At 62.0% G+C, this 25,899-nt stretch carries 42 protein-coding genes; 16 read left to right on the forward strand and 26 right to left on the reverse strand.

Translation table 11 applies throughout. From position 1 onward, the window contains the following. Window positions 1-9: 9 nt before the first annotated feature. The 25 genes from ASB58_RS00855 to ASB58_RS00975 form a co-directional block, all read right to left on the reverse strand. Window positions 10-522: a DUF6631 family protein gene (locus tag ASB58_RS00855; protein ID WP_118129013.1), complete on the reverse strand. Its 513-nt coding sequence runs from the start codon at window positions 520-522 to the stop codon at window positions 10-12. Beyond that, window positions 522-1,259 (reverse strand): phage tail tube protein, encoded by a 738-nt coding sequence (locus ASB58_RS00860; protein ID WP_118129014.1) that lies wholly within the window; start codon window positions 1,257-1,259, stop codon window positions 522-524. The genes ASB58_RS00855 and ASB58_RS00860 overlap by 1 nt, the downstream gene beginning before the upstream one ends. Window positions 1,260-1,262: 3 nt before the next feature. After that, the gene (locus tag ASB58_RS00865) at window positions 1,263-1,472 is read right to left on the reverse strand and encodes a DUF7210 family protein (protein ID WP_118129015.1); all 210 of its coding nucleotides are present in this window, start codon (window positions 1,470-1,472) and stop codon (window positions 1,263-1,265) included. Continuing rightward, entirely contained in the window at window positions 1,469-1,906 is a 438-nt protein-coding gene (locus ASB58_RS00870; protein WP_118129016.1) for a phage tail terminator protein, read from the reverse strand. Before ASB58_RS00870 ends, ASB58_RS00865 begins: the two co-directional genes overlap by 4 nt. 2 nt (window positions 1,907-1,908) lie before the next feature. Further along, a complete protein-coding gene (locus ASB58_RS00875) occupies window positions 1,909-2,421 on the reverse strand; it encodes a gp436 family protein (protein WP_118129017.1) in 513 nt (170 codons plus the stop codon). Between the two features lies 1 nt (window position 2,422). Continuing rightward, on the reverse strand, window positions 2,423-2,725 hold the full coding sequence (locus tag ASB58_RS00880) for an Acb2/Tad1 domain-containing protein (protein ID WP_118129018.1): 303 nt from the start codon (window positions 2,723-2,725) through the stop codon (window positions 2,423-2,425). Beyond that, window positions 2,725-3,072: a hypothetical protein gene (locus ASB58_RS00885; protein WP_118129019.1), complete on the reverse strand. Its 348-nt coding sequence runs from the start codon at window positions 3,070-3,072 to the stop codon at window positions 2,725-2,727. Before ASB58_RS00885 ends, ASB58_RS00880 begins: the two co-directional genes overlap by 1 nt. Before the next feature lie 57 nt (window positions 3,073-3,129). Beyond that, window positions 3,130-4,056 (reverse strand): phage capsid protein, encoded by a 927-nt coding sequence (locus ASB58_RS00890; RefSeq protein WP_118129020.1) that lies wholly within the window; start codon window positions 4,054-4,056, stop codon window positions 3,130-3,132. Window positions 4,057-4,086: 30 nt separating this feature from the next. Continuing rightward, entirely contained in the window at window positions 4,087-4,470 is a 384-nt protein-coding gene (locus ASB58_RS00895; protein WP_118129021.1) for a DUF2190 family protein, read from the reverse strand. Window positions 4,471-4,476: 6 nt separating this feature from the next. After that, on the reverse strand, window positions 4,477-5,688 hold the full coding sequence (locus tag ASB58_RS00900) for a peptidase (RefSeq protein WP_235827150.1): 1,212 nt from the start codon (window positions 5,686-5,688) through the stop codon (window positions 4,477-4,479). Window positions 5,689-5,898: 210 nt separating this feature from the next. Continuing rightward, window positions 5,899-6,384: a phage virion morphogenesis protein gene (locus ASB58_RS00905; RefSeq protein ID WP_118129022.1), complete on the reverse strand. Its 486-nt coding sequence runs from the start codon at window positions 6,382-6,384 to the stop codon at window positions 5,899-5,901. A 110-nt stretch (window positions 6,385-6,494) separates the two neighbouring features. Beyond that, window positions 6,495-7,751, reverse strand: coding sequence for a phage minor head protein (locus tag ASB58_RS00910; RefSeq protein WP_118129023.1), 1,257 nt, complete (start codon window positions 7,749-7,751; stop codon window positions 6,495-6,497). Further along, window positions 7,751-9,196: a DUF935 domain-containing protein gene (locus tag ASB58_RS00915; protein WP_118129024.1), complete on the reverse strand. Its 1,446-nt coding sequence runs from the start codon at window positions 9,194-9,196 to the stop codon at window positions 7,751-7,753. Before ASB58_RS00915 ends, ASB58_RS00910 begins: the two co-directional genes overlap by 1 nt. Further along, on the reverse strand, window positions 9,196-10,581 hold the full coding sequence (locus ASB58_RS00920; RefSeq protein WP_118129025.1) for a terminase large subunit domain-containing protein: 1,386 nt from the start codon (window positions 10,579-10,581) through the stop codon (window positions 9,196-9,198). The genes ASB58_RS00915 and ASB58_RS00920 overlap by 1 nt, the downstream gene beginning before the upstream one ends. Continuing rightward, entirely contained in the window at window positions 10,578-11,150 is a 573-nt protein-coding gene (locus tag ASB58_RS00925; protein WP_118129026.1) for a phage protein Gp27 family protein, read from the reverse strand. The genes ASB58_RS00920 and ASB58_RS00925 overlap by 4 nt, the downstream gene beginning before the upstream one ends. A gap of 5 nt (window positions 11,151-11,155) precedes the next feature. Next, entirely contained in the window at window positions 11,156-11,464 is a 309-nt protein-coding gene (locus tag ASB58_RS00930; protein WP_118129027.1) for a hypothetical protein, read from the reverse strand. Further along, on the reverse strand, window positions 11,454-11,813 hold the full coding sequence (locus ASB58_RS00935; RefSeq protein WP_118129028.1) for a hypothetical protein: 360 nt from the start codon (window positions 11,811-11,813) through the stop codon (window positions 11,454-11,456). The genes ASB58_RS00930 and ASB58_RS00935 overlap by 11 nt, the downstream gene beginning before the upstream one ends. Window positions 11,814-11,923: 110 nt before the next feature. Then, the gene (locus tag ASB58_RS00940) at window positions 11,924-12,343 is read right to left on the reverse strand and encodes a FliH/SctL family protein (protein WP_118129029.1); all 420 of its coding nucleotides are present in this window, start codon (window positions 12,341-12,343) and stop codon (window positions 11,924-11,926) included. Beyond that, complete coding sequence (locus tag ASB58_RS00945) at window positions 12,340-12,582, reverse strand: hypothetical protein (RefSeq protein WP_118129030.1); 243 nt, start codon at window positions 12,580-12,582, stop codon at window positions 12,340-12,342. Before ASB58_RS00945 ends, ASB58_RS00940 begins: the two co-directional genes overlap by 4 nt. Continuing rightward, entirely contained in the window at window positions 12,579-13,208 is a 630-nt protein-coding gene (locus ASB58_RS00950) for a transglycosylase SLT domain-containing protein (RefSeq protein ID WP_407920663.1), read from the reverse strand. The genes ASB58_RS00945 and ASB58_RS00950 overlap by 4 nt, the downstream gene beginning before the upstream one ends. A 53-nt stretch (window positions 13,209-13,261) precedes the next feature. Further along, window positions 13,262-13,615, reverse strand: coding sequence for a putative holin (locus tag ASB58_RS00955; RefSeq protein ID WP_118129032.1), 354 nt, complete (start codon window positions 13,613-13,615; stop codon window positions 13,262-13,264). A 104-nt stretch (window positions 13,616-13,719) separates the two neighbouring features. Then, complete coding sequence (locus ASB58_RS00960; RefSeq protein WP_118129033.1) at window positions 13,720-14,211, reverse strand: hypothetical protein; 492 nt, start codon at window positions 14,209-14,211, stop codon at window positions 13,720-13,722. A 24-nt stretch (window positions 14,212-14,235) separates the two neighbouring features. Next, window positions 14,236-14,655 carry a hypothetical protein gene (locus ASB58_RS00965; RefSeq protein WP_118129034.1) on the reverse strand — a complete coding sequence of 140 codons (420 nt, stop codon included), beginning with the start codon at window positions 14,653-14,655 and terminating at the stop codon, window positions 14,236-14,238. A gap of 44 nt (window positions 14,656-14,699) precedes the next feature. Further along, window positions 14,700-15,299, reverse strand: coding sequence for a hypothetical protein (locus ASB58_RS00970; RefSeq protein ID WP_118129035.1), 600 nt, complete (start codon window positions 15,297-15,299; stop codon window positions 14,700-14,702). Continuing rightward, window positions 15,296-15,709: a helix-turn-helix domain-containing protein gene (locus tag ASB58_RS00975; protein ID WP_118129036.1), complete on the reverse strand. Its 414-nt coding sequence runs from the start codon at window positions 15,707-15,709 to the stop codon at window positions 15,296-15,298. The genes ASB58_RS00970 and ASB58_RS00975 overlap by 4 nt, the downstream gene beginning before the upstream one ends. A 107-nt stretch (window positions 15,710-15,816) precedes the next feature. Here ASB58_RS00975 and ASB58_RS00980 point away from each other — a divergent pair, with 107 nt between their 5' ends. The 3 genes from ASB58_RS00980 to ASB58_RS00990 are packed head-to-tail and all read left to right on the forward strand — an operon-like array spanning window position 15,817 to window position 16,536. Next, a complete protein-coding gene (locus ASB58_RS00980) occupies window positions 15,817-16,053 on the forward strand; it encodes a BcepMu_gp16 family phage-derived protein (protein WP_118129037.1) in 237 nt (78 codons plus the stop codon). A 10-nt stretch (window positions 16,054-16,063) separates the two neighbouring features. After that, a complete protein-coding gene (locus ASB58_RS00985) occupies window positions 16,064-16,318 on the forward strand; it encodes a hypothetical protein (RefSeq protein ID WP_118129038.1) in 255 nt (84 codons plus the stop codon). After that, on the forward strand, window positions 16,315-16,536 hold the full coding sequence (locus tag ASB58_RS00990; RefSeq protein ID WP_118129039.1) for a hypothetical protein: 222 nt from the start codon (window positions 16,315-16,317) through the stop codon (window positions 16,534-16,536). Before ASB58_RS00985 ends, ASB58_RS00990 begins: the two co-directional genes overlap by 4 nt. A 60-nt stretch (window positions 16,537-16,596) precedes the next feature. Here the strand turns inward: ASB58_RS00990 and ASB58_RS00995 are convergent, their stop codons facing one another. Beyond that, on the reverse strand, window positions 16,597-17,070 hold the full coding sequence (locus tag ASB58_RS00995) for a hypothetical protein (RefSeq protein ID WP_118129040.1): 474 nt from the start codon (window positions 17,068-17,070) through the stop codon (window positions 16,597-16,599). Between the two features lie 123 nt (window positions 17,071-17,193). Here ASB58_RS00995 and ASB58_RS01000 point away from each other — a divergent pair, with 123 nt between their 5' ends. The 13 genes from ASB58_RS01000 to ASB58_RS01060 are packed head-to-tail and all read left to right on the forward strand — an operon-like array spanning window position 17,194 to window position 25,719. Then, window positions 17,194-17,679, forward strand: coding sequence for a hypothetical protein (locus tag ASB58_RS01000; protein ID WP_118129041.1), 486 nt, complete (start codon window positions 17,194-17,196; stop codon window positions 17,677-17,679). Then, the gene (locus ASB58_RS01005) at window positions 17,672-17,986 is read left to right on the forward strand and encodes a helix-turn-helix domain-containing protein (protein ID WP_118129042.1); all 315 of its coding nucleotides are present in this window, start codon (window positions 17,672-17,674) and stop codon (window positions 17,984-17,986) included. The genes ASB58_RS01000 and ASB58_RS01005 overlap by 8 nt, the downstream gene beginning before the upstream one ends. A gap of 9 nt (window positions 17,987-17,995) precedes the next feature. Beyond that, window positions 17,996-18,961, forward strand: coding sequence for a hypothetical protein (locus ASB58_RS01010; RefSeq protein ID WP_118129043.1), 966 nt, complete (start codon window positions 17,996-17,998; stop codon window positions 18,959-18,961). A 14-nt stretch (window positions 18,962-18,975) separates the two neighbouring features. After that, a complete protein-coding gene (locus tag ASB58_RS01015) occupies window positions 18,976-20,742 on the forward strand; it encodes a DDE-type integrase/transposase/recombinase (RefSeq protein WP_235827151.1) in 1,767 nt (588 codons plus the stop codon). After that, window positions 20,736-21,923: an ExeA family protein gene (locus ASB58_RS01020; RefSeq protein ID WP_118129045.1), complete on the forward strand. Its 1,188-nt coding sequence runs from the start codon at window positions 20,736-20,738 to the stop codon at window positions 21,921-21,923. The genes ASB58_RS01015 and ASB58_RS01020 overlap by 7 nt, the downstream gene beginning before the upstream one ends. 1 nt (window position 21,924) lies before the next feature. Beyond that, window positions 21,925-22,254, forward strand: a complete 330-nt coding sequence (locus ASB58_RS01025) for a hypothetical protein (RefSeq protein WP_118129046.1) — start codon at window positions 21,925-21,927, stop codon at window positions 22,252-22,254. Continuing rightward, window positions 22,254-22,535 (forward strand): hypothetical protein, encoded by a 282-nt coding sequence (locus ASB58_RS01030; protein ID WP_118129047.1) that lies wholly within the window; start codon window positions 22,254-22,256, stop codon window positions 22,533-22,535. The genes ASB58_RS01025 and ASB58_RS01030 overlap by 1 nt, the downstream gene beginning before the upstream one ends. Beyond that, a complete protein-coding gene (locus ASB58_RS01035; protein ID WP_118129048.1) occupies window positions 22,535-22,981 on the forward strand; it encodes a hypothetical protein in 447 nt (148 codons plus the stop codon). The genes ASB58_RS01030 and ASB58_RS01035 overlap by 1 nt, the downstream gene beginning before the upstream one ends. Beyond that, a complete protein-coding gene (locus ASB58_RS01040) occupies window positions 22,965-23,579 on the forward strand; it encodes a DUF3164 family protein (protein WP_118129049.1) in 615 nt (204 codons plus the stop codon). Before ASB58_RS01035 ends, ASB58_RS01040 begins: the two co-directional genes overlap by 17 nt. A gap of 1 nt (window position 23,580) precedes the next feature. Then, window positions 23,581-24,237, forward strand: coding sequence for a hypothetical protein (locus ASB58_RS01045; RefSeq protein ID WP_118129050.1), 657 nt, complete (start codon window positions 23,581-23,583; stop codon window positions 24,235-24,237). Then, a complete protein-coding gene (locus ASB58_RS01050) occupies window positions 24,234-24,806 on the forward strand; it encodes a gp16 family protein (RefSeq protein WP_118129051.1) in 573 nt (190 codons plus the stop codon). Before ASB58_RS01045 ends, ASB58_RS01050 begins: the two co-directional genes overlap by 4 nt. Continuing rightward, on the forward strand, window positions 24,797-25,345 hold the full coding sequence (locus ASB58_RS01055) for an HI_1489 N-terminal domain-containing protein (RefSeq protein WP_118129052.1): 549 nt from the start codon (window positions 24,797-24,799) through the stop codon (window positions 25,343-25,345). Before ASB58_RS01050 ends, ASB58_RS01055 begins: the two co-directional genes overlap by 10 nt. Beyond that, window positions 25,342-25,719, forward strand: a complete 378-nt coding sequence (locus ASB58_RS01060; protein ID WP_228244968.1) for a Mor transcription activator family protein — start codon at window positions 25,342-25,344, stop codon at window positions 25,717-25,719. The genes ASB58_RS01055 and ASB58_RS01060 overlap by 4 nt, the downstream gene beginning before the upstream one ends. Window positions 25,720-25,899 lie beyond the last annotated feature (180 nt).

Below are 25,899 nucleotides of genomic sequence, written 5' to 3' on the forward strand. Positions count from 1 at the left end.
AATACAGCATCAACTGCCGGCGTGTGTAGCGTCCGAGGTCGCACTCTCTGTGGCCGTGCCGGATGAGCGTGGCGTAGATGTCGCCCCACCGGCTTTGCCGGCCCGCGCCTGCACCTTGGCCACCGCTACGCGGCTGATCGCGGTGCGCCAGTAGAAAGGGCCGTTCACCTTCCACCAGGCATCAGCTAGCCGGGTGCCATCTGTTTGATTGAGCCCTGCCACAAAGGCGACGTCCGTGTCGCTGGCCGCGGCCAGCAGCTCCTGAAACTCGTCGATGTGGTTGCCCATCAGGTCGAGCACCTGGTCGGTGGTGGGCTGCGTCGCTAGCCCGATCAGCGCCTCCATGTCCTTGAGCATGGGCTCAATGATGGGCCGTACGCGTAGCCCCTCAATAAACCCATACTCGCGCATGACCAGGTCACGGCCACCCACATTTTTCACCGGCAGTTCAGGGTGCAGCACCTGCAGGTCATCTGCACCCTCTGTACCAGGCGACGGCCTCTTCTTCGCGCGGGAGGCCATCAGGCGGCCGCCTCAACAAAGCGCCCAAAGCCACCGAGCACATCATCAGCCAACTTGGCCACGTCCACCAAGGCAGCGCCGGTCAGAGGCAGGTTGCCGTACTCGTCGGTGATCATGTTCAGGTCGCCCGGCGGGTTGAAGATGGTGCGGTACAGCTCAAATACCGAGCGCTCGCCGTTCTCGGTATTGATGCCGTCAAACATCAGCCAGCGCTCCTTGGGCTGCTCGGAGAACAGGGCCATTGAAACAGCGTTGCCGTAGCTGTAATCCGCCTCGATCTGCGACGCCTGCGCGGTCAGCATCTCAACCAAACCGGCGGGGGCTGACTCGATGCGGTAGTCGGTATCCAGCACCAGCGGCGTCCCACCGTTGTCCAGCACCAAAGAGCTGATAAAACACTCATTCAGCCGAATGACGTCGCCGGCCGCCAGGGGCATTGGCAGTGGCTCGCCGGTCACATCGTCTCCGGTAATGGCTACCTGCTGGGCATAGAAAGCCATCGCGATGTTGTGCAGCGTCCACTCATCCAAGGTGATATTGATATTGACCGTCTTGGCACCGGGCAGCCGACCGATCTGCAGGCGGTTGCCCGAGAACGAGTCGGTCTTATCGGTGTTGGTGGTGTTGATCTGCAGCTGCAGCTGCGGCGCGTTGCCCAACCAGGTGAACGCCAGAGGCATGCCGACAGCTGAGCGCTCGGCCAGCCAGATCTTGCCTTGAAAGCTAAACAGGCTCATGGGTTACTCCTTGTTGGCTTTAGCCGGCGCGGGCTTAACAGCAGGCGCGGCAGGTTCATCGGTAGCTACCTTGCCCAGGGACATGAGCCAGCTTTTCTGGCGGGCGTTGACGTCGATCTTGTCGCCAACGGCGCACTGGCGCCCCTTATGGGTATGTGGCTTGAGCAGCACAACTTCTTCCAGTTGCTGCTGCGGTTGCTTCTTGTCGGTCACGGGGCACCCCCTATGAAATGTTGCGTTGTATACACCTCGGTCCAGAGCAGCGTGCTGTGGTCGTAATCCAACACGGCACCCCGCGACCATTGCACCGGCCGTGCCCCTGGCACCTCCGGCGTCCAGCCCATCAGCCGCGCGCGAATTGCGCCCAGCAGGGGACGCGTCTCGGCGGTTGTTTTCTCGCCTCGCTGGTCCCCGTAGTTGCGCGCCGCAACCATCACGCCAAAGCTGACTATCGCGCGCTGCCGCCCACCTGGCTTGGTTGGGGCATCGTCAGCGCGCTCATCCAGCAACACGACGTAGGCGCACGGCGTCCTGAAATCCTTGATGCTGGTGACAGCGGCGTATTCCGATGCACCCTGTACGCTTTGCAGCTGCTCGACTGACCGCAGCCTGTCGATCACCATTTGAATGTCGAACGGCTGACTCATACTCAAAAGCCCTTCAGCGTGTCGTGGCTGAAGGTGCGCGGCGGCGCCGAGACAATCGGCGCGCCGCTGGTGGTCGGCGTCAGCGGGTCATCGGCTCCCAGGCTGAACTGGCCGCTGGCGACCTGCTGCAAAAACTTCAGCGCATCGCGGTAGTCGCGCACAATCGGGTCATTCTGCTCGCCGCTGATACGGTCCTTGTGCAGGTGGTAGCGGGCAATCGACCGCGCCCAGCCCGTCACAATCGGAAACTCGGTAGCCAGCGGCAGGCTGTACCCACGCCGTGCCAGGTAGCCGTTGATGGTTGCTTCAGCATTGGCCAGGGCATCCTCGATCACGGCCTTGGTTGCCTCGGCAATGGCCACCTCATCAGCTGGCCAGGCGGCCAGATCCTGCCCGCGCAGCAGCGCATCGAGCAGCTCGGCATCCACCTGCCGGTACTGCCGGGGCGTGGCCACCTGGGCCAGCTCGACAGCACCCGGCCGGTCGGCCAACTGAGTGAGGGTGATATAGGCCACGTCAGACTCCTGCCGGTTGAGCGACAGCACGAACCAGCGCCATCAAGCCCGTTTGGATGTCGGTTTTGCCAATGGAAGCCCAGCGCAGTGGCTCGGCTGAACAGAAGCGCTCATACTCGGCATGGTCACTGGTGTTCTCAAGGGCATTTGCAGCCTTGATGCGGACCTGTTGCATCAGTGCCTGCTCAAGCTCAGCCTGCAGCTGCAACAGTTCCGCGCCCTTGGCCTTGATGCGATTCATCAGGTCAATTTCGTCCTGGTTCAACTCGCGATAGCCCGAGACCTTGCGGTGCTGGTTGTCCATCAGTCGTCCCCGCCAAATTGAACAGCGCCGATGGCCAGCAGCGGTTTAGCCTGGTCATGAGTCAGCTCGATGGAGTCGCCCATGCCATACGGCACACCGTCATGCTCCAGGCGCTCACGGTTCACTACCAAGACAACGGTCTCGGCTTGCTCGTCGTTGGCTTGGTTCTGCTCCGGTGCCGGCGGTACCGGATCGGTGACCGGCTTGTCGTCTGCAGCAGGTGCTTCTGGTGCTGGTGCCGCTTGAGCGTCGGCCGGATCGGCAACGGGCGCATCCTGCTGGATAGCGCCTGCGGCTTCCTTCTCGACTGGCTCAGTCGGTTTTGCGGTGGCTTTCTTCGCTGCCATGTTGATCTCCCAGGGGCGGCAGTTGCCGCCCGGTCAAAGGGTGGGTTGGTCAGCCGTTTAGCTGATGGCGTTCTCGAAGAAGTAGCCAAGGTCAGGCGCGGTGATCAGCTCTTTAACCGACTCACCAACGCGTACCATCTGCCCGCCGCGCAGCCCGATGTTCTTGTCGAACGAGGACGTCGCGATGCGGCCACCAAACTCGGCAGTGAAACCAAAGGTGGTGCCGTTGTTGGCGTCAGCCAGCTCGTCGCGGTAGATGAATGAGGCATGGTTACCCCACACGCGCGACAGGTTGGCGGCTTGACCAGGACGGGCGATGTTCAGGCGCGCCTCACCGACCAAAATGGCTTCCAGCTCCAGGATCTCGGCCAGCCACTGCAGCGGCACCATGCCCTCATCACCCAGGGTGCCATTGAAGGCTTTAACCACCTTGGGGTGACGACGCAGCTTGGTGGATACCGCACGGCCTAGCACGCCAATGGTCGGGCGCATCACCACGCTATCCAGCGCATCGGCAATCGCGGTCAGCGGGTTGCTGTCCTCATGGCTCCACTGGCTGGTGCCCGAGAGCGTGGTTTTGTTGCCCGCCGCATAGTTGGCGGCATTGAAAACCGCATTGGAGGCACGCACCTCACGATCCAGCAGGATCAGGTTGGTGGTCTGCTCCGTAGCTCTGCCCAGCGGGTCGTAGTTCGGCGGCGCGTTGTCGATATCGCGCTGCGGTACCGGGGATTCCAGACCGTGGTCTTGGGTTGCGCCGGTTTCTTCGGTGGCTGAGAAGTCCACCTGGTTGATACGCGACTTACGGCCAACTTTGGTATCCGGCACCGTGAAGCCTTCAGCCAGGTCGTGCTTGAGGTACTTGAACTCCTGCGCGCCCACCGGCACGCGCGGCAGCACCTGATCGGCAATCAGCCGGGTGTTGCGGTACGCAATGGCAATGGCAGTGAGCGCCGGGTTAATAGGGAACGGGGCATTACTCATGTCAGGTACTCCTGATGTGGCCGGGGCCGGTTAAGGGGCAGTCGCCGGAATGAAGCCAGGCGCGATCAAGGCGGACGCAATGTCGCCTGCCACGCCCGAGACCTCGGCGTACCCAACAATGAAAGTGTCCGCTTCTGCCGGCAGCGCCACGGCAATGGCACGGCCATTGGCATCAGCGGTCAGCGGAGCGCCTCGGGTCACGTTGCCACCGAAGGTCACGCTGGCCGGGCCGCTGCGCACAACGTCCACGGTCTCGCCAGCGGCGGCCGGAATGTCGGTGGTAACGCCCAGCATCATGGTGCTGCCGTCATCGGCCTGTACGGCCGCACCATCGGCAGCGCCGTGAGCGGCAATCAGGTACGCACCAATGGCGGCGGTGGCGGTGAACGGGGTAATGAGTCCGGGAATGTTCATAGCCGGTTAGGCTCCCTTGGTTACGTGGTTGACTGCCTGGCTGATGCTGATGTTGTTGCCAGCCTGGCGTTGCTCGGATTGATACGCTGTTGCGCGGGCGGCAATAGCGTTGGCGTCCTGGTCGTCGACGATGTCGCCGCCGCCGGACTTCTCGGCGAAGTCCACCTGCTTGGGCAGATCGCTCAGCAACCCGCGCAGCAGTTTGTCTGCCGGCTCGCTGATGGTCTGCTCGCCCTCGGCAAACTCCAGCGGGGTGTCGGTGGGTAGGTTCAGCAGCAGCGAGACGACTCGCGCTTTCTGACGCGGCAGCAGCTGGCCGGAGGCAACCAGCCCCTCGGCAAACTCGGCCGCTTCCTTTTCCTTCTCTTCAGCCTGGGCTGCGGCAATACGCGCCTCACCCTCGGCCACCTTGCGCTCACGCTCGGCGAGCTGTGTTTCGCGATCATCGTCGGCCATGGCTGGCTCCTCGGTGGCAGCTGCGCCGGCATCAGCCGCCGACGCGCCGTCGTTGCCCGGCTCTGGTGCTGCAGCGGCTGATGCTGCAGTACCGTCAACACCTTCAGGGGTTGGGGTATCACTGTTGGTTTGTTCTGACTCGGAGAACGCAACGTCACGCTCGGCGCTGTTGCGGGCGCTCTCCTCAATGGACTTGATCTGCCACTGGGGGATGATCAGCTCGGCCTGCTCGGCGCCATCGCGCTCGACGAACACATCGCGGAGGCGGCGCAGGATGTCGGCGATTGCCGTGAACGCATACGGGGCCTCGGCAAACTCAACCGCCAGCGCATCATCGTCCTCGGCGAACTCCAGCGCGGCATCGGGAATGCCCTTGATGGCCGGCGGCATGGCGCCCAGAAAGCCGATATGGCGCAGGTAGTGTTTGCCTGGTGTGGGGTTGCCCGGTGAGTCCGGCAGGTAGATCGAGGCCGACCGCTTCTTGTACATCTTGCGGTTTGCCAACTCGGCAAACTCCGGCACCACCTCATGGGGCTCGGCAAACAGCATGCCGTCGCGCATCTCAACGCTCTTGGCCCAACCATAAGCGGGGCCGTTCAGCTTCGGGTGGCCAATGACAAGAGGCGCCTCATGCAGTGCCGGATCGTAGCTATCGACGATCTCCTGCAGGACGGCCTCGGTGAACTCCACCGCGCGGCCGTCCAGAGCGACGTGCTGGCCGGCGGGGAGAATGGGCAAGGTGGCGCGATGTGATGTGTTCATGGGGCCAGAGTGAGCCCCGGTGGCGGGAATGTAATTTGTACCAGGGCAAAACTTGAAATCAGCCGATTGCCGGCGGATACGTCAGCGCGCCCCTGAACGAGTGCCCGTAAACGCGTTTATAAACGCTATTCCTGCGCCGGACGGGGTGTCACTCGGTAAATGGTAGCGCCTAATGGCCTCAAAACGCGCACAGAGGCCCGTTTGCGGCCATCAGCTCAAACGGCGTTTCAGGTGATCGCGGCACAGCGCGATGATCTCGTCGGCGTCTGCGTCGGATATACCGAGGAACGGGCGTGCTGCAATCGTTCCCCAAGGGATTGGCCCGCCGCGCTTGGTCTTGCCGAACTGTCCTTGCTTAGCGCCGAACTGGTGAATGGCACCGTAGATGCGATCGGTGCCCACAAACAGATCGCCGTCCTGGATCTGGTACGAAATCTGGCGCGCCAGGTGCCCTGAACGCTGCAGGATCTTGCCGGGGTTGGGTTCCTTGTTCGCCAGGTAACGCGGTGACAGCGCCTGCCAGGCTTGTCCATCTGGGCCTTTCTCATCGCGGAATCGGTCGCGGGTGCTGTTGATCAGGTACTCGCCGATATCCCGCTGCAGGCGCTGTGGCTCCTGCAGGAGCTGCAGGGCGTCGCGTAGCGCCGCGATGGCCTGTTGGTTGTCCAGTTCAAGCTCTACCTTTGCACCGGCCATGGTTTATACTGCCTCCAGACTGTGAGCGTTCAGACGGCCGGGAAACCGCCAGCTCCGGCTCGGGCCTCTGCGGAGTCCTGTACGGTGGAAGTGGCGTCCACCCTGAGCGTTCACAGTTGCCCCTCCAGCAATACCAACTTCCCGTTATCCACGTCCTTGCGCACATTCTGCCAGTCGATCAGCGAGCCGCTGCGCACGGCGTTGGTCCGCTCATTGCCTTTCAGCCGATAGTTCACCACCACAACCAGCTTGCCGGCCTCCCGGCGCTCAGCTGGGAACACGTACAACAGGGTGTTGGCCGCGACGTCCAATAGCACCGCCTGCGGCGAGGCCAGCACGGCTGGCAGCTGCGCTAGTTCGTCCACATTCAGCGCCTTGGGTGCGCCAGCAGCGGTGGCGGCCGCTGCCTTGCTGCCGCGCAGCGTATGCAGCACGCTGGCATCGTTCATGGTGATTGCTGCCGTAGCCGCAACGACGCCCGCCGTTTGCATGCCGCTGACCACATTGGGGCTAAGCGTGCCCACCACCAGCTGGCGGCCACGCGGCTTGCCGTCATCCATCACCTGGGTGAGCATGCGCCGCCAGTCACTGGCCAGCGCCTGCTGCACTGCCGGGTACAGCACTAGCTCGCGGCTGGTTGCGGCGCCCAGGTCCGCCGGCAGTGCCGGCACCTTCTCCAGTACGTGTTGCACCTGCTGCTCAAAGGCGCTGCGGCCGGGCGCGTAGTTCCAGCCGGCGTCGATGCCTTCGGGCACGCTCACGCGCTCGCCCTTGTGGACGATCTGCCGTTCGTTCAGCGGCGGCGCCTGGTCCGGGCCGCTCTTGCCGAGGCGGTCGAGATCCCGTTGGTTCAACGCGCGCACACCGCATTGGCAGCCCCAGCCATTGGGCGGGTAATGAGTTTGCCACCATGGGTCGTCTGCAGACAGCACCAGGCCGTCCCACGCCTCATGCTCCGGCCGAGGGGTGATCACTGCATCCGAATGAACGTACATCCAGAACGGCCTGTCTTCCTTCACTGCCTGCAGCTGCTGGTAGCGGCCGGCGGCATAGCTGGTGCGCAGGTTGGTTTCGTAGATCACCCGTGAGCGCCAGCCACGACCGCCCTCTGGGTCCCAGCCGTAGTTATCCAGTACGGCGTAGAAGTCCGCGCGGAAGCGCTCCAGGGTATCGCCCTCGCGCAGGTTGCGGTTCAGCACGGCATGGATGTCGCTGACCATATCCAGGCGGTGGCCACCGGCAACCACAAACGCCTGGTCATGTGCTGCCTGACGCACCTGGGCATAGTCCACGCTCGGCAGCTTGCGCTGCAAAAACTGGATCTGCTCGTCGAACGGCAGGCTGCCGTAGGTGGCCGGGGTCGCCATCAGCGCACCTCGTCCTCAATGTCGTTGCGCCCGGCCAGGCCGGCCAGCGCCAGCGCCTCGGTCATGCGGGTGCTGTACTCGTCCAGTGACAGGTTGGGTGCCAGGCGCAGCAGCTCGTCACGCATGCGGTCAGGTGATGCGCCGGCCTCTGCCAGCTCGGCCAGCTGCTGCGCCCAACCATCCACAGCCGGTTGCACCTGTTGCTCGGTGCGCTCCAGCATCGCAGACGCCGGGTCGCTCGGCTCGCCAGCCTCGGCAAACTGGGCCGGGGCGGCAGGCGGCGCAGGCTCGGGCTGCTCTTCAAGTTCCACGCCGTAGGTGGTTTCCACGTATTGGCGCGTCGGCTTGAAGCCGGCCATGCGGCTGACTTTTTCGTCCCGATCAGCGCGGCCGTTCAAGTCCTCTGGCTCTTCCACCACGCGGTACACGCGCGGCGGTACCGCACCAGGGAAGTTGAACTCAGTCAGCCAGCGCACCGGCCCATCGTTGAATGACTCGCACACCAGGTCGGCATCGGCTTTGATCAGATCCAGGCGCACATCGCCCTGCAGGTCATCGTTACCCAGGCGGCCGGGCGTGCCCTGGCTGCTGGCGGTCTGGCCCACGGTGACCTTGGCGATTGCCGCGTCCATGGCTTCATACAGTGTTTTGTAGTCTGCGGTGCCGTTGCGCGCGGCTTCCAGCAGCTCCAGTGCCATGCCCTTGGGGATCAGCACGGTCGAGTCAGTGCGGATGGCCTCACCAGCCTCCAGCAGCTTGCGCTTGTCCTCGTCAGTGGCGGTTTGCGGGTCGAACTCGCCCTTGGCGGTCGGCATGCCGTACTTGTCCAGGAAGATCATCCAGAACTTCACACCGTTACGCTTGAACAGCACCGGCCAGTACAGCCAGTGGGCCAGGCCCATGCCGTAGGGCTCGTCGTCATTGTCTGCGCCGGTTGCGTAGTGCCAGAAGTACGGGGCTGGGCACGGCACGCCGTTCATCATGTTGTTGGGCGTCAGTAGGCGCAGCTCGCCCTCGGGGCTGTAGCGGAAGCGGCGGCGATTGCGCACCTTGATCGCTTCCCAGGTGATGTAGTTGTCGTCGCGGCCATAGATAATTTCGGCCACCGCGTAGCCGTAGAACACGCCGTAGAGCATGCGCTCGGTCACCCGGTCCCAGCCGATGCGGTTCAACTGCTCGCGCAGGTGATCAGCTGCGGCCTGATCGATCGGGCGATCGCCGCCCGCGTCAACCTGCCACTCGCGGCTGACCACAGCCCGCTGACGCTGCTGCCACACGGACTTGACCTGCCAGTCGCTCAGCAGCTCCTCATAGATTTTGACGTCTGCGCCGACCTTGCGCAGCAGCGGGTCGGCGGGCTGCGACAGCGCGCCCACCCACGGCCGGGTGATGTCCATGCCGTCGCCGCTGGTGGCGATCTGTTGGCCGAGTGTTGGCTTGTCCATCAGTAGTCCTCAAACAGGTTATTGCCGCCCACGGTGCCCCAGCCACGGCTGGTGACCTGGCCACCTGAGCCGGGGGCGTAGCGCTCCAGTTGGCGGGTCTCGGCGCGGGCGCCGGATGAGCGGTAGTCGATGACCATGGGTTCAACGCCTGCCGCGTTGATAGCCAGAAAGCCCGCCCAGGTGCGGTCGGCGTGGCCAGCGCTATCGGAGTCGGCCACAAAGCGCGGTGCGCCTGTGGCGCTGGTGACGCGCTGCAGCTTGTGCAGGTCGGCGCGCAGAGCATTGCTGCCTTGGGGGATGCGTAGCTTGCGGTCCTGGAAGTGTTCCTTGCCCTGGGTGGCCAGCGTCAGCTTGTTAGCTGCGGTGAACAGCACCCCCTCCACGCGCAATTCGCCATAGCGGCGCTTGGCGTCCTCTACCGGCTTTTCGCCCATGCCGGTCTGGTCTTTGCAGCAGCGGATCACGTTGTAGCGCCGGAACACGTCATCGAGCAGCATGTCCTGCTCGGCAAAGCTGGCGCGCCGGCGCTCGATGATCTCACGGGTCCAGAGCACATCGCCCACACGCTCAAGCACCCAGATCACAAACAGGTCATTGCGGGCGGCGATATCCACACCCACATAGCAGGGGCCGCCCTGGTAATGCTCAGGCAGGCCGGCAAACTCGTGCTCACAGCTGGTGATGAGATCAAAGTCGAGCCAGGCGCTGGACTCGTCCAGCCACTGCAGCTCAAACTCCTGCGCCCACAGGTCGGCGTCACCGGCACCGGTGCGCAACTCCTCGATGTCGCGCGGCAAGCCGTCGGCCACGGCCTGGTAGATGTCGGTGGTGTGGCGGCTCCAGCCGTCATCCTTGCCGGTCATCAGGTCGTAGAACTTGTTGCCCTTACCATTGGGGGTGCTGATAACGCGGAGCTTGAGGCCGGGCTTGGAAATCACCGGAAACAGGGCTTTCCAGATCGCGCGGCTGTCCTGGTGAAAGGCGAACTCATCAAGCAGCACATTGGCCGAGAAGCCCCGCGCGGTGTCCGGGTTGGCTGGCAGTGCGGTGATCTTGCTGCCGCCGGGCAGCTCAACTTCAAGCGCCTTGATCCCCGGCTCCCAGTCGTAGTCGTATGCCTGAAAGCCCGCGCTGAGGGCCTGCAGGTGGAGCTTCACACCTTCGTTCATTGCCTCGCGCGCCTGCCGTTCGCCCCGACTGAGAATCACCCAGCGGCGGCGCTGGCCAAGCGCCTCGGCGCGTGCGCAGTCCAGTGCCAGCTCCAGCGTGCTGGTAAACGTCTTGCCGCACTGGCGGGCAAACATGGCGATCTTGAAACGGCTGTCGTCGTTGACCCAGCGGCGCTGGTAGTCGTAAAGCGGAAGTGCGGGCCGGATGATGCTCATAGCCCGTACGCCGCTTTGATGACCTTGTCGAGTACTTCCTGGTCAACCTCACCAGTACGGCCCAGCTCGTCCAGTTTCTCGCGCTGCTCGGCGATCAGGCGCGCGCGGGCACGCTCCTCGGCCTCGTCCTGGTAACGCTTGAGCGCCACAGAGCTGCGGGTCAACGTGGCGATGTTCTTAGCGGCCTTGGACAACAGATCCACCCGGTCACCGGGCGTCATATCCTCGTCGTCCACCTCCTGCAGGGCCATGATCGATTCAAACAGCTCAGACTGAATCATCGCGGTGAGCGCGCCACTGCGCGCGTCCTCGCGGTCGCCCGCCTGGGCGTGAATGATCTTGGCCGCCTCGGTACTGGCGCGGATGGCAGACAGCCTGCGTTCCAGCTTCTGGCCATAACGGCCGACAGCCGAGCGGCTGGGCAGCTCGCCTGCCTCAGCTTCGTCTGGCCAGCGTGTCTGCAAATCGCTGATCAGCTCATCCAGCGTCATGCGTCCATCGGCCAGCTGGCCGTGGATGTATGCCTTGATGTCGTCTGGCAGCCGGTCGACTGCGGACTTGCGGCCCATTGCGGTCACCAGTACTTCACGGGCCGAGCGATGCCCGGCGCGCAATCAATGGTGTACTCGGCAATGTCGGTACCGTAGCGGGTTAGATCGGCAAACCACTTGCCGCTGGGCTGCTTGTCCAGTGTCACCAGGCAGCGATCAGCCAGGTAGTCCAGCTCGCGCCGGATCTCCAGCGGCGTGGCGTCTGGGTATTCACTCTGTGCCACAGCCAGCACCGGGCCTTCGTAGGCACCCACTGGGCGGGCGTTGTTCAGCGTCAGCAGAATCAGCCAGCGCAGGCTCTCGCGGCGGCTCTTTGCCAGATCAATCTGCATGGTTTGTTCCTCCAATCAAGCCGCGCAGCTGCGCGTTCTCCAGCTTCACGGCCAGCCCGTCGAGCTTGGCCTCGATCACGCTCTGGCCTCGGATGTAATCCTCACGGCGCACATACTCCAAGGGCAGCTCGGCCCGCAGGGCCATTACGTCTCGCTCCAGCTTTTTCCACTGCTGGGCTTCTTCCTTGTTGGCCTGCTCCAGGTTGGACATGGCGCCTGCCATCATCGAAAAGCGCTCGTCAATGTGCCGTTGCGTCTGGCCCAGCAACAGCTTGCCCGCTGCGGCACAGGCGCTGAAGAACGTGATCAGCAGCAGCACGGCCTGCCATAGGGTGATTTCAAGGGTCATCGCTGCCTCTCGTTTCCAGGTAGTTCACCAGTTCAACCAGCCGGCCCGCGCACAGGCCGTACTGGTCATAAAGCTGTTTCAGCGCCAGCAATGCCGCATCTGCGCTGTTGTCATTCATCGCCACCGGCGGCGGGCACGGCACCGCCAAGGCCGCCGGCAGCGGCTTGTGCTGCACGATCACGGGCCGCGGCTGTGTGGCGCATGCTGTCATCATCAAAGCGGCACTGAGCACGCTCAGCAGCAGTAAGGGCGAGCGCATCGGTCAGCTCCTTTGTGGTGTTGGCGTCTGCCTGCTGGCGGGCGCTGATTGAGCGATTGAGCGCAGTGCTAGCGGCGTGTGCCTGCTCGGTCAGTCCTTCGGTTGAGCTGATCAAGACCTGCAGCTCCTCGATGGTCTGCTGTTGGCATTCGGCCCGGCCTGCAGCAAGCCCCTCGTCGTAGCCGATCTGCTTGCTCTGGATCTGGGAGAGCGGCAGCAAGATCGTTAGCACCAGGCTTATCGCGGCGAAGAAATAGGCCATCCCGTTCATTGCACACACCTCATCTCGGCCGCAGGCTTATTCGACAGCAACACGCGACTGAAACCAGAGGCGAAGCTAGCGCCCAGCACGAACGCAAGCAGGGTGAGGAATACGCCGATCAGCAGCCCTTTGAGGTACGGCCGCATTTGCTGCCAAAGCCATGCTCTGAGCCAGATCCAGCGGAACTCGTCGCCTTGTCTGAAAAGAGCAATCAGCTCTGAAAATGGGAGGTCTATCGGTCTGCTCACAGCTGATACCTCTCGCCACACACACCCGCCCCCCAGCCGGCGGCGACATACATCGGCTCCCAGCGTTCAAGGATGTTGCGGGGGTAGTTGCGGTTCTCGCGGAAGTTGGCAGCCGAGCGGCCTGCGTTGTACCGCTCGACAGAGTTGAACCAGGTCAGCGGGTCGGCGCCGGAAGCCGATGCTAAGCGCTTGTCGCGGTTGATCCAGCCCAGCCCGCCGTTATAGGCGGCCAGTGCAAACGCCCACTGTTCGCAGGGCGTCGTGGCTCGGATACGTTCAAGGTGCCATTGGTTGTACGCCACCATGGCGCGGAGGCTCCAGCCGGGGTTGAACGGCTGGGCCGGGCCAACCTGGCGCGGATACAGCTCGGCCATCCAGGTGGCGGTTGCGGGCATAAACTGCGCCAGCCCCTGGGCGCCAGCATGGCTGGTTACATGAGGTCGCCAGCCACTCTCCTGGTGGATCTGCGCCGCCAGCGTGGCCACCGGCGCGCCAAGGCCAAAGCCATGCTGAGCAACACGCACCAGGTCGCGGCGGTACTGCTCAGCAGCGCGGGGCACGTCGGCAGCAGCGGGTTGACAGTTAGCCAGGGCAAAGATGATCACCCACACCAGCACTGCAAGCAGGCTGAACAGGCGGCAGTTGCGGCGGCGGTCGATACGGTCACGGGCCTGCATATTCACAGCCCTAGCGTCAGGCCGAGCACACAGGCCAGGACAATCAGCGCCCGGCGCAGGCAGGCGGCAGCAAAGGCGATGGTGTAACGATCAGCCTCCTGAGGGTCTGGGCTGCAACCGCCGGGCCCCATTGGCCTCGGCATGTACTCATGCGGTCGGGCATAGGGGAACAGAGCGCGATCTAGCCAGTAGGCCAGCACCACGCCAAGGGTCACCAGGGCGACCTTGTAGGCGATAACCGGCATCTGCTCGGGCGCAGCAAGCGCCAGGGCAATAAGCAGGAACACAGAAACCAGAATCCAGAGGGTCAGTCGGGGAAAGCGCGATCCGACGTTACACGCGGGGGAACCATACATGGGTAACACTCCTCAACCTGCTGAATGGCGTTAATGCCAGGGACAGGTCGAGGGTGTCAGGTCGAGCGGTTAGAGTCTTTTGAACAGGGGCAAAACAACAAAGGCTAGACCGCACCAGAGATAAAGGTCTGCAGCCACTGCACAGCATTTGGTAACCGCGTTATTCCTTCGCTGGCAAGTCGGGTCACCAGCGCTTCTAGCCCTTTTGCGGGGAGGTTATTAACTGTGGCTTTGAGCTGCTCTTTGACGCTGCTTTCAGCATCAGCTTCTTCAATTTGGGCCAGGAGGAGGTCACGGACTGTATCTGCATGGAGGCGGACAGTAACAACACCCAAAATAGCAGAGAGGCCTCCATCTTCCTCGATGAAGTCGATACCCTTGGCGGTTATTCCTACCATACTAGGTGCCAGAGCATCTCTATTAACAGAAAATGATCCAGTTACTAGATCATGCTCTCTGAGGTAGGTCAGATTGCGAAGCAGGTGAATTGGAACAGCGTCCATCTCAACCGCAAGCGTCTTAACATCGCACCTACTTGGGTAGATTCCTTTCAAATAAGTCAGCGCTTTTTTTTGTAGCTGCCTATCGTTCTCCATCACTCCTCCCTAAAGCCCATTGCATCATTGCCTGCAAAGATCGCTAGTTGGCGAAGCCTTGCAATCAATAAACCGCACATCACCGTTACGGTCCCGCATGTAGGCAAAGTCCCACTTGGACATGCCATTCAACTCGTACAGCACCCGGTTAGCCTCAAACAAATTCTTTGCCGTGGTCACCCCGTCGCGCGGAATGGTGGCGCCGGCCGGGTAGAAATACACCGCAGTCATCTGGCCCTGGGTATACGCGGCGCCATCTGCCCTTGACCGCAGCTGTGTGGGTGTCGCTGACGGCTGATAGCTGAAGGTAAACACCCGGTCGTTGGAGGCGCTCTTAAAATATCCGGCCTCGGTGGTCGGCGAGTCGGGCGGGTCACTGCTGGCTCTACCTCCGAAGATAGAGCCAATTACTACTAGCGCCACCAGGGCTAACAGAATGCGCATAGAAAATTCCCTCTTGATGGGTCCAATGACCGCTCTGAGTCAGCCTAGAACATCAACCCGAACAGAAAACCCACAGCCCCAATGACCAAGCACTGAATCGGGTACTGCCGCAGCAGCGCTCCAAATGACATAGGCTCAGCGTGCTGGCCAGCAGCTTTGGCCTCGCTCAACAACTCACGCCGCTGTTGCTGGTATTGCTCCATGTGCGCAACAGCCTCGCGCAGCTTTTCGCTCGGCATGCCGTACAGGTGGGTATCACCGAGAATGGATAGGCAGAATCGACTCAGTTCATCAGACGCCTGCTTGCCGCGCGACAGCTCATTCAGTCGCGCCCTCAGGTTTTCGCGACGCTGTTGCTCGTAAAAGTTCTCACGGAACCGCTCCAGAGCATCAACGGCGTCCTGGTATTGGCTGTTGCGCATCACATCAACGGTCCTAACACCCACAGCCACATGGACCACAGTAACCCAAAGGTGCCGAGGCGACTGGTTACATTCGTCCGCAACCGCTGCCACTAAGCCGCGAAGTGCGTCCCGTCTAGCCTTGACCAGAAAATCGTCTGGTGTCGGGGCATTTGAAGCAAAATAGTTTTTTATGTCCCCCGCGGCGACCTGGTCGACTACGTCGTTAAATTCCTGCCTCATCCCTTCTTCCCTGCGTTCGTTATATCTCCAGAAGTGACGGTTCCCACGCCTGCATTGAATTGCTGGCCCACGCCTTTCTTGACCTTCTGAACATTCGTTTGCTGCCCACCAGCGCTTTTCAGCGCCCCGATAGCAGCAGCCTTGACCGCCAGAGGAGCCGCCCGGAACAACCCCAAGAATTCCTGTTCATCTGCTGCCAACGCAGAGGACGCTCGCTGCCCGGCAACTATGTACTGAACATCAGCGCCAACCTTCGCAATGGCCGCCAAGTAGTCGGCACCAGGAAAGCGTTCGCCCTTTTCGTATTTGAGCTGCGCTTGCTTCCTCACCCCGCCAATTGCACCGAACGCTGTTTGATTGAACCCAAGGCGGTCTCTCTCTTCGCGTATTCGATCACCAATGGAATCCATAAGGGTACAAATCCTCTTGACAGGTACGCTTTTGCGTACCAATATCTAATTCACACAAACGCATCACACATGCGAAACCAGTTAACACACATCAAGGAGCACCGCTAATGCCCCTACGTACCCCTGAAGAAGCTCGCGAAGAGCTTCGCAACAAGGGCATCTCAATCAGCAGTTGGGCTGCGGCCAATGGCTTTAGCGTCAACATGGTGTTTGAGGTGCTGGCCGGCCGCAAACAGGGTGTGCGCGGCCAGGCTCACAAAATCGCCGTGAAGCTGGGCCTCAAAGAGGGCGAGGTGGTGGAAGAGCACCAAATCGCCAACGCCCTTGCCCGTCGATCAGCCTGAGGCCACCGCCATGACTATCAACCCGCAACCCGCATTCGGCCCAGCCGAAATCGTCGATGCCTACAGCTGCATGCTGGACGTTGTCATCGCCAGCTCGCCCGTCTCTCAGGCCGACACACTCAACGCCCTGCGCGACGCCATTACCCGCTACCAACTCAACGGCCCAATCCAGCGCGTGACCACCGGCGAGCGCCAACTGCTGAACCAGCTGCAGATTCTCGCCGTCGGTGAGCTGCTGACTGCTGGCCAAGGAGGCATCCAATGATCCAGCAAGCCGCTACTACCACGTCCCTGCAGCAACTCAAGCAGCGCCATCGCGTTGCCCTGCGCAGCTGCATTGCCGCCGAAGACCGCCGCCGCACCGTACCCGGTGGCCGCGAGCACTGGGATGAGCGCTTTCTATGGCGCTGCATCGCAGAGCGCTGCCGCCTGGAGTCTCGCCGCGTAGAGCGCAAGATCAAGCGCCTGGAGGCAGAGGCATGAGCGCCGAATCGTTCTCCAACCTTGACGCCGCCACTCGCGAAGCCATCGCCGCGTTCGTGCTCATCGGGTTGCATCAGCATCAGGCCCGCTGGCACGCAAAGAAAGGGCGTCTCGCAGCCACTCCGGCAGCTGCTCGATGCCCCGGCTGTAGTCACTCAAGCGCGCTACAACGCCTTGCAGGTGGAGCGGTGCCCCATGCTGCCTCATGCCCGCAAAGCACACGTCCAGATAGTCCGCAAACTCCCGAGAGTCCAGCTGGCCCTGAATCAGCAGGTACTGAAGCATGAGCTGGGCCATCAACTCCCACTCAGATGCCGGGTACGCGCTGGCCTCTTGCTGCGCCATGTCTGCCGTGCGTCTGGTGCGCCGCGCCAGCTCAGCCAGCGCGTCGGTGCCTTCGTTCTCTACGCCTAGCCATTGTGCTGGAGCCTCCAGCTCGTCGGCCAAGCGCGCGGCCCTGAGCACCCCGGTGTCCTGCAGCTGCTCTACCAGCTTCTCAAATGCAAACTCAAGCGCTGTTGCTCTGTCGGTCATGGCCCGCCTTCCTCGTGCTGTGAATGTACATCAAAAGGCTATCCCCGTTGAAACGCTTTTGCCCATAGCCAAAAACACTATTTGTTTGGAACAGCCGCGCGGCAGACACCTCGGAGCCTTCCAATGAGCCGCAGAAATTGGAAAAACGCCCGGCCCACATCACTCCTGCACGCGCTGGAGCTGTGCAAGGAGTACGCGCTAGCCAAGCGCAACCTGAGCGAGCAACGCATTGCCGAGCGCATGGGGCTACCGAATCACTGGGTGCTCTACAAGTGGCTGGCCAACGGGCGCATGCCAGCGGTGATGATTCCGGTGTATGAGGCGGCCTGCGGTTGCCACTACGTGACCCAGTGGCTGGCGGCCAGCGCCGGCAAGCTGGCAATCGACATGCCCACGGGCAAAGGCTGCGACGCCACTGAAGTGCATGAGCTGCAGGTGCTGCTGCACGCCACCACCGGCGCGCTGCTGGCCTTTCATGCTGGCCAGCAGGATTCCGACCACACGCTGGCCACCATCCAGTGCGCGATGGAGAGCCTGGGCTGGCACCACGGCAACGTGGCCCAACACAAGACCCCGCAACTAGACCTCGGAGAGCACGACGATGAGTAAGGAATTTGCCCGCACCAGCGAGAGCGGCGCCCGCTGCCTGCGCGTGATGAAGGCGCTGCGCGGCCACACCCTCAACGGACTGAGCAACAGCGATATCGCCAAGGCGCTGAACATCCCCCCAAGCGCGGTCACCCGCTGCATGAACACCCTGATCGCCGAGGGCTTCGCCACCAAGCTAGACACCGGTCGCTTTGCGCTGAGCACGGCCACGCTGCAGATCGCACAGGCACACGCGGATGAAATGGCCCGCGCTACCAACCGCATCCACGAACTCAACCAGCGCGTTGCCGCTGGCAGCCACTACTAAGGAACGACCATGGCCCGTACAAAAAACATGACCACCGAGCCCGTTGATGTTGCACCGCTGGATGAGCAAGCGCTGAACCAAATGCAGAACACCGGGAGCGCCCTGATCGCCGAGCACAGCGAAGAACGCGACCTGGTCAACCAGCTGCTGGGGCAGGCACAGATGGCCGGTGCTTTTGAGGATTTTTCCCGGACGGTCCGGACTTCGAAGCTTGGGTACGTCAAAGAAAATAAGCTCTACAAGGCGATTGCAGGAAAGAGAAGTCCGGACGGTCCGGAAATTCTGAAAGGGACTTGGGAGGAGTTCTGCCGCTTGCTTGGACGTTCAGTCGACCAAGTAGATGAAGATATTAAGAACCTTCGCCAATTCGGCGAAGAAGCCCTCGAATCCATGTCCCGCATGGGCATCGGCTACCGCGAGCTGCGCCAGTTCCGCAAGCTGCCCGAGGACTCACGCTCTGCCCTGATCGAGGCTGCCAAAACCGGCAACCACGAGGCGGTGGAGTTTCTGGCCGAGGAGCTGATTGCCAAGCACCAGGCTGAAAAGGAGCAGCTGACCAAAGAGCGCGACGAGGCCCATGCCGACTACGACGCCCAGAGCCAGGTGCTGGCCAACCGTGCCCAGGAGCTGGACCAGGTGAAACAGGAGCTGGAGAAGGCCAAGCGCCGCATCCAGACCATGCCCCCAGCTGAAGCGGTGAAGGAGCTGCGCCTGGAAGTGACCGGCATGGCCTTTGAGGCTGAAAGCCTGCTCACCAACAAGCTGCGCTGTGCCTTTGAAACGCTCGTGAACGCTGGGGCGGAAACCGGTCAGGACCAGCGCGCCTACCTGGCCAACCTGCTGCGCCAGATCGAGCTGAACATTCTGGCCATCCGCGAGGATTACGACCTGCCCGACAACGACGACCCGGATGCCACCGACTGGATGGCACCGGACGCGCTTGAGCGCGCGCAAGCGGCGATCGAGGGCAACTGACCATGAGCGCCGTTATGACCGAACGCCTGGTTGCTGTGGCACAAGCCATACGCGCCGCTGGCCATGGCGGCAAACAGGCCATCTATGAGCAGGCGTGTGGCGAGCTGGGTATCTCCCTGGCCACGCTGCACCGCAAGCTGCGGGAACTGACAGTGAAGAAACCACGCAAGGTGCGCGCCGACGCGGGCAAATCTGACCTGACCTACGACGAGGCGTTGCTGATCGTCGGGGCCGTGAAGGAGACCACCCGAGGCAATGACAAAGTGATCTGGGCGTTGATGGATGCGGTGACCGCGCTACGCGCCAACGGCTTGGTACGCGCAGAGCGGGTAGACCCGCGCACCGGCGAGATCACCCCGCTGAGCGAGAGCGCCATCCGCCGGGCGATTCGCGCGTATGGGCTGCACATCGATCAACTCACCGCACCCGCGCCCCATGTGGAGATGCGCAGTGAACACCCGAATCATGTCTGGCAGATCGATGCGTCGCTGTGTGTTCTCTATTACCTCAAGCCCTCGGCCAAAGCGCAGGGCCTGCACATCATGGACCAGGGCGAGTTCTACAAGAACAAGCCCAAGAATCTGGCGCGGGTGATGGCTGACCGGGTGTGGTCCTACGAGATTACCGATCACACCAGCGGCTGGATCTACGTCGAGTACGTGATGGGTGCGGAGAGCGGCGAGAATCTCTGCAGCGTGCTGATCAACGCCCTGCAGGAACGCGGCGGGCCGGACATGCTGCACGGGGTGCCGCGCATCCTGTACATGGACCCCGGCAGCGCCAACACCAGCGCCATGACCATGAACCTGTGCAAGAGCCTCGGCATTGAGGCGATCGCCCACGCACCGGGCAGTGCCCGCGCCACCGGCCAGGTGGAGAACGCACGGAACATCATCGAGCGCAAGTTCGAGGCAGGGCTGCGTTATCGCCCAGTTGCGGATCTGGCAGAGCTAAACGCCCTGGCAGCGCAGTGGCGGGCGGTGTTCAACGCCACGGGCAAGCACCGCCGACATGGGATGACGCGCACTGCGGCATGGATGCGCATTACCGAGCAACAGCTGGTTAAGGCTCCAACGGTTGAGGTGTGCCGCGAGCTGGCCATTGCCGAGCCGGTGGAGCGTAAGGTCAAGCCGAGCCTGCGTATTTCGTTCCAGGGCGCCGAGTATTCGGTCAAGGACGTGCCCGGTGTGATGGTGCACGAGAAGGTGCTGGTTACCCGCAACCCATGGCGCAGCGATGCGGCCCAGGTGGTGGCCACCAACGCTGCAGGGCACCAGGTGATCTATGTGATCCCTCGCATCGAGAAGGATGAAAACGGCTTCTCCCAGGGGGAGCACAGCGTCACGTTTGGCGAGTTTGCAAGCCTGGCAGATACCTCGGCGCAGAAAGCCAACAAGGCCATCGAGCAGCTGATGACCGGCACTAGCTCTGCCGATGAAGCCGCCGCAGAACGCAAGGCCAAGGCTCTGCCACTGGCCGGGAAGCTGAATCCCTACAAACCGCTGGACGACGCCGAGCTGCCGACCTACATGCCGCGTCGCGGTACCGAACACAAGTTGACTGGCCCTGTGGTGGAGCTACCGCCGCTGAGCCACGTTGCCGCTGCCAAGCGGCTCAAAGCCATGCTGGGCGAAAAATGGAACGCCGAGGCAATGGCAACCCTGAAGGAAACATACAAGGACGGCGTTCCAGAGCCCGAGCTGGAGGCTTTCGCCGAGCTAATCCGCAACCCAAAACCACAGCGTCCGGGCCTCCGGCTGGTGGGAGGTGATGCATGTTGAAACTGAAATCAACGCTGGAATTGATGGAGCAAAAGCAGGCTGATCTGGCGCGCTCGCTGCAACTGAGCCCGGCCACTATCGCCCAGCTGATCAACCACGGCCAGTGGCCGAAAAGCCTGGACCGCGATGATCTGGAGCAGCGCATCCGTGACTGGCTGCTGAGCAACGGCGCCGCCAATGACGCCATTGACGACGTGTTTGAAGAAGTAAAGGTGGATCAGCCGTGCGCCAACACGGCCGATCCGCAACCCCCAGAAGCGTTCGACCAAAACAACCAGGAGTCAGAGCCGATGTTAAAACGCAAACAAACCCTAATGCCAGCCGCTCGCAAAGCCTTTGCTCTGCTGCGCGACCCATTCGACGACCTTACCTGCGCTGATGATATGTACGTGTCCCAGGACATTCGCTACGTCCGTGAGTGCATGTACCAGGTGGCGCGGCATGATGGTTTTCTGGCTGTGGTGGGCGAATCAGGCGCGGGTAAATCCACGCTGCGCCGTGAACTGGTCGCCCGCCTTGAGGCTGAAGACGCGCCGGTTGTTGTGATCGAGCCGTATGTGCTGGCCATGGAAGACAACGACCAGAAGGGTAAAACCCTGAAGAGTGCCCACATCGCCGAATCGATCATGGCGGTGGTCAACCCGACCGAGATGCCGAAGTCATCGCCGGAGGCCCGGTTCCGTCAGATGCACCGCGCGCTGCTGGGGAGCGCGGAATCCGGCATGCGTCACCTGCTCATTATTGAGGAGGCGCACAGCCTGCCGATCCCGACCCTGAAACACCTGAAGCGCCTGCGCGAACTGGAGCGCGGATTCAGCAAGCTGCTGAACATCGTCCTGATCGGCCAGCCCGAGCTGCTCACCAAGAAGCTGCACGAGCGCAACCCCGAGCTGCGGGAGGTGGTACAGCGTATCCAGGTGGTCGAGCTTGAGCCGGTACCGCTGGCCGAACTGGAGACGTTCTTGAAATTCCGCTTTGGCCGGGTGGGCGTAGACCTGGACAAGGTGATCGACGCCGAAGGTATCCGCGCCATCGGCGAGCGGCTGCAGCACAGCGTCGGCAACAAAACCCTGAGCCTGTTGTACCCGCTGGCCATCGGCAACCTGATGATTGCGGCGATGAACCTTGCTGCGGATCTCGGCGAGCCGGTTGTCACTGGCCACATCGTGATGGAGGTGTGACATGGGCGCCCTGATTCCGTTTATTGAGAAGCGCCCCAGCAAGGTCTTCACAGAGCAGGTGAAAGCCTCGCTCGCCTTGGCCAACCAGGTGGGCCGAGAGCTGCGGGCGCACGGCTGCAGCGTCAAGTTCACCTGCATCAACGGCGTTCAGCCGCTGCTGGTGGTCGAGTGCGAGCAGCCGCTGCACATGATCCGCGTTGGCCGCAGTGGCATCGCCCTGGTACCCACCCCCGGAAATTTCAGCCGCTGCCGCTCATTCCTCCTGGGCTGCGAGATCGAGTGGCTGGTTGGCGTACCGCCGGTGGCCGGGCGGATTGGGAGGGTGCATTGATGAGCAGCGAAATGTACGTCTCAGCGCCAATCACGTTCGCCAACCCCGAACTGCTTTCCGAGGGCGAGCTGCGGCTCGCCCTGGAACGCGCCAATCGGCAAACAACCGACCTTTGGTGCCAGCTTGAGGGCTACCGGAGCTATCTCATTCCGATGCTGCACAAGGCGGTTCGGGCTCACATAGCTAACCAGCCCGAGCAGGTGAATGCGGTGCTCGACGAGCTGGCGGCCAACTATCACCACAACGTAAAGCGGGCCAAAGAGACCCGAGGAGTGCATTGATGAGCAACAGCGATCAGGTCCGGCAGCTGCAAACCCAAATCGACGAACTCACCGAGGGCCGCGACAGAGACGCGAAACTGATCCGCGTCCTGAGTAACGGCCAGGCGTACTTCCTTCACACCCTGACGGCCCCAGGGCTGGCAGATGTGATTCGGGAGCGGATCGAGCAGATCGGTATGCACGGGTACTCGGCCGAACACGATGCCGATCACGCGTGTGACGAACTAGCCGCTTTCGCCGCGGTGTATGCGATGCCGGAGGCGTGCCGTGACTGGGATGCCCGATCCAGCGGATACGGAAGCAATCTACTGGAGGCCATGACGCCTGAAGACTGGACGCCGAAGTTCGGGAGCCGGCGCAGTGATCTGGTAAAAGCCGCCGCATTTCTATTGGCCGAGATTGATCGGCTGGACGCTATGGAGAAAGAGCATGACAGCACATATTGAAATCCCGGCTGGCTTCGTCAAAAACGCCGCTGGCCACCTGGTACCCGAGCACCAGGTGCGCGACCAGGACAAGCTGCGCGACAACGTGGCCCGCGATCTGGCCGCCCAGGCGGTGGCCATCAGTGAGTCGATGGCTGCATTCAAGGCCAAGGCGCTCGCCGATATCGAAGACCTGATCAGCATTTCGCTGGAGCGCTATGGGGTGAAGCTCGGCGGCAAGAAAGGCAACGTGTCGATCACCACTTACGACGGCGAGTTCAAGATCGAGCGGGCGCTGGCCAACCGCCTCAGCTTCACCGAGGAGATTCTAGCGGCCAAGGAACTGATCTACGCCTGCATCCGCAAATGGAGCGCTGGTGCTGATCGCCACCTGATGGCCCTGGTCGACCGCGCATTCACCGGCCGCAACGGCGAGATACGCACCAACGACGTACTCGACCTGATGCGCCTGGAAATCGACGACGAAGACTGGAAGACCGCGATGGAAGCCCTGCGGGATTCCATCCAGGTGAACGGCAAGGCGGTCTATATCCGCGTTTACCGCCGCGTCGGCGACGACCGATACGAACAGATCAACCTGAACTTGGCGGGGGCTTGATATGGCTCAGTGGCTAATCGAATTTAAAGACGCGGGGCAGGACTTCCTTTATTGGGTGGTCGATGATAGCGGCGTAATCATGCAGAGCATGCCGTGCCAGTCGAACATCTGGACCCAATACGCCCTGACAAACCTTCACTCACTGAAGCCCGATGCTGTTGCAGCGATCGCAAAGGACGGCGTCGCGTCCACAGTGAAGTATCCGGTTTCTGGCGTCCGCAAGATCGCTGCGGTAGAGGTTGCTGTGCACATCTTCACCGGTGGATATGCCACCAATACCGTGATGGGTAAGCGGGCCACCTGTGCCTTTAACGGGCTGAAAGCAGTGGAGCGGCTGGCCGAGAAGCTGTGGCCCGGAATCAAGTGCGACTTTGAGCGCCTGCCCTGCACAGAGGTTGGCCGACTACACGGCAAGTGGAAGCTGAAGCCCAGCATTCCAGAGCACTGTGGCGACGCAACCAGAGAGCAGGTCATCCAGTGGTGCATCGCAAAGGGCTGCGACTTCGTTGACCCGGTGTTCCCCGCGCCGCGCGGTTGGATGTGGGCCAATGGTCCGAGCAACTTGGTACTAACCCCGATATTCACGGTGACAGACCAGGGCGACGATATTACTGCTGGAGAGGTAGCGGCTCGCAAGCCGGAGGAGCTGGTGCAATGATCAGCCGTGCCAACACCGCCAAGATCCACATCGCGCGGCAGCAATTGGGCATGACCGATGAAGACTACCGCGCCCTGCTTGGCAGGGTGGCGGGTGTCACCAGCTCAAAGCAACTGACCGAACGCACCTGCAGCTGGGTTCTCCGGGAGTTTGAGCGCCTCGGCTTCCAGCCCAAGCCCAGCAACAAGGCCAAGGGCAAGCCGCACAACTTCAAGAAACTGGACGCGGAGATCACCAAGATCGAGGCGCTGCTGGCCGATATGAAGCTGCCCTGGTCATACGCTGATGCGATCGCCAAGCGCATGTTCGGCATCGAGCGCTGCGCCTGGCTGAAGCAGCCCAAGCACTACAAGGCGCTGGTTGCGGCCCTGCACGTCGAGCAGCAAAAGCAACACCTCAAGGCCGAGTTGGATGGCCTGCTGGACGAGCTGGGCTACCAGGGCGCAGAGCGCGCAGCGGTATTGGAAGACATGCCGCACGGCTGGGAGCGCAAGGTTCCAATGCTGGAGGCAGTCATCCGAGCGCTACGAGCGGAGAAGCTGGAAAAGGATGAGGCCCAATGCAGCTGACCTGCCCATGCTGCGGTGAGCAGTTCCCGCTTGAGGCTGGCATGGCCGACGACGAGGGCAAGCGCCTGGCCGCGCTGTTCGCAGGTATGGAACCAAAGCTCGGCAAAGCAGTACTCCAATACCTGCGGCTGTTCAGCCCGGCCAAGCGATCGCTGCGCACCACAAAGGCCATTCGCCTGGTCGAGGATCTGTTGGCCCTTGTGACTCCCGGCAACGTAACCCGCGATGCCCGCACAACGGATACCCGCCGCGCAACACCAACCCTGTGGGCCATGGGCATCGAGCAGATGCTCAGCGCTCGCGAGAAGCTGACCCTGCCGCTGGATAACCACCATTACTTGCGCGCAGTTGTGTACGGCCTCGCGGGTGATGCCCAGGCAACAGCAGCAGCGGCCGAGGCCGACCGCTCACGGAGGAGCAGCAACGGCCCAGGACGCCCGGCGGACTACTTCGAGAAGCTGGCCCGGATCAATGGTGACGAGGCATTGAAGCTGATCACCCCAGAGCAGGCCGAGAAAATGAGGAGTGAGTTGCAATGAGCAGAAGCCCGCACATGGAGCAGCAGCGCCACGAGCTGCTGTCCGACATCGCAAAACACACCGAGGTAGTGCTCAAGGATCACGGCATTGAACAGGACGTCGCAGAGCAGGCCGGTACCGCGTTGGCCGACTGGCTAGCCACCCACTGGGGCGGCCAGATGGTCACCATTCCGAAGGACTACTTCTTCAAACTGGCCGCTCGCGATATGAAGATCTACCACCAGTTCAACGGCAACAACCATTCAGAACTGGCGCGCCTTCACAAGATGAGTGTTCGCGGAATCTACAAGCTACTGGACCGCGTACATAAAAGAGAGATCGACCGTCGCCAATGCCGCCTGGACCTCGACCCAGATGAAGGTGGCGGGGCCTGATACCCGCCGCCGATTTTCCCGCCTCAATATTGAAACGCTTTTTCAATACCCATCCCACAAAATCCAGTCTACCTTCGCTATATCCCGCTTTTATCTCGCCACTCTGGTATTAAATATCTCACTCCCCCTCAGTCTTTCGCCTTCCCGGCGAGCTAAGGGGGGCTGCTTGCCCAGCCCCCC

The organism is Pseudomonas abyssi (assembly GCF_003444685.1).
In the GTDB taxonomy this organism is placed as follows: domain Bacteria; phylum Pseudomonadota; class Gammaproteobacteria; order Pseudomonadales; family Pseudomonadaceae; genus Halopseudomonas; species Halopseudomonas abyssi.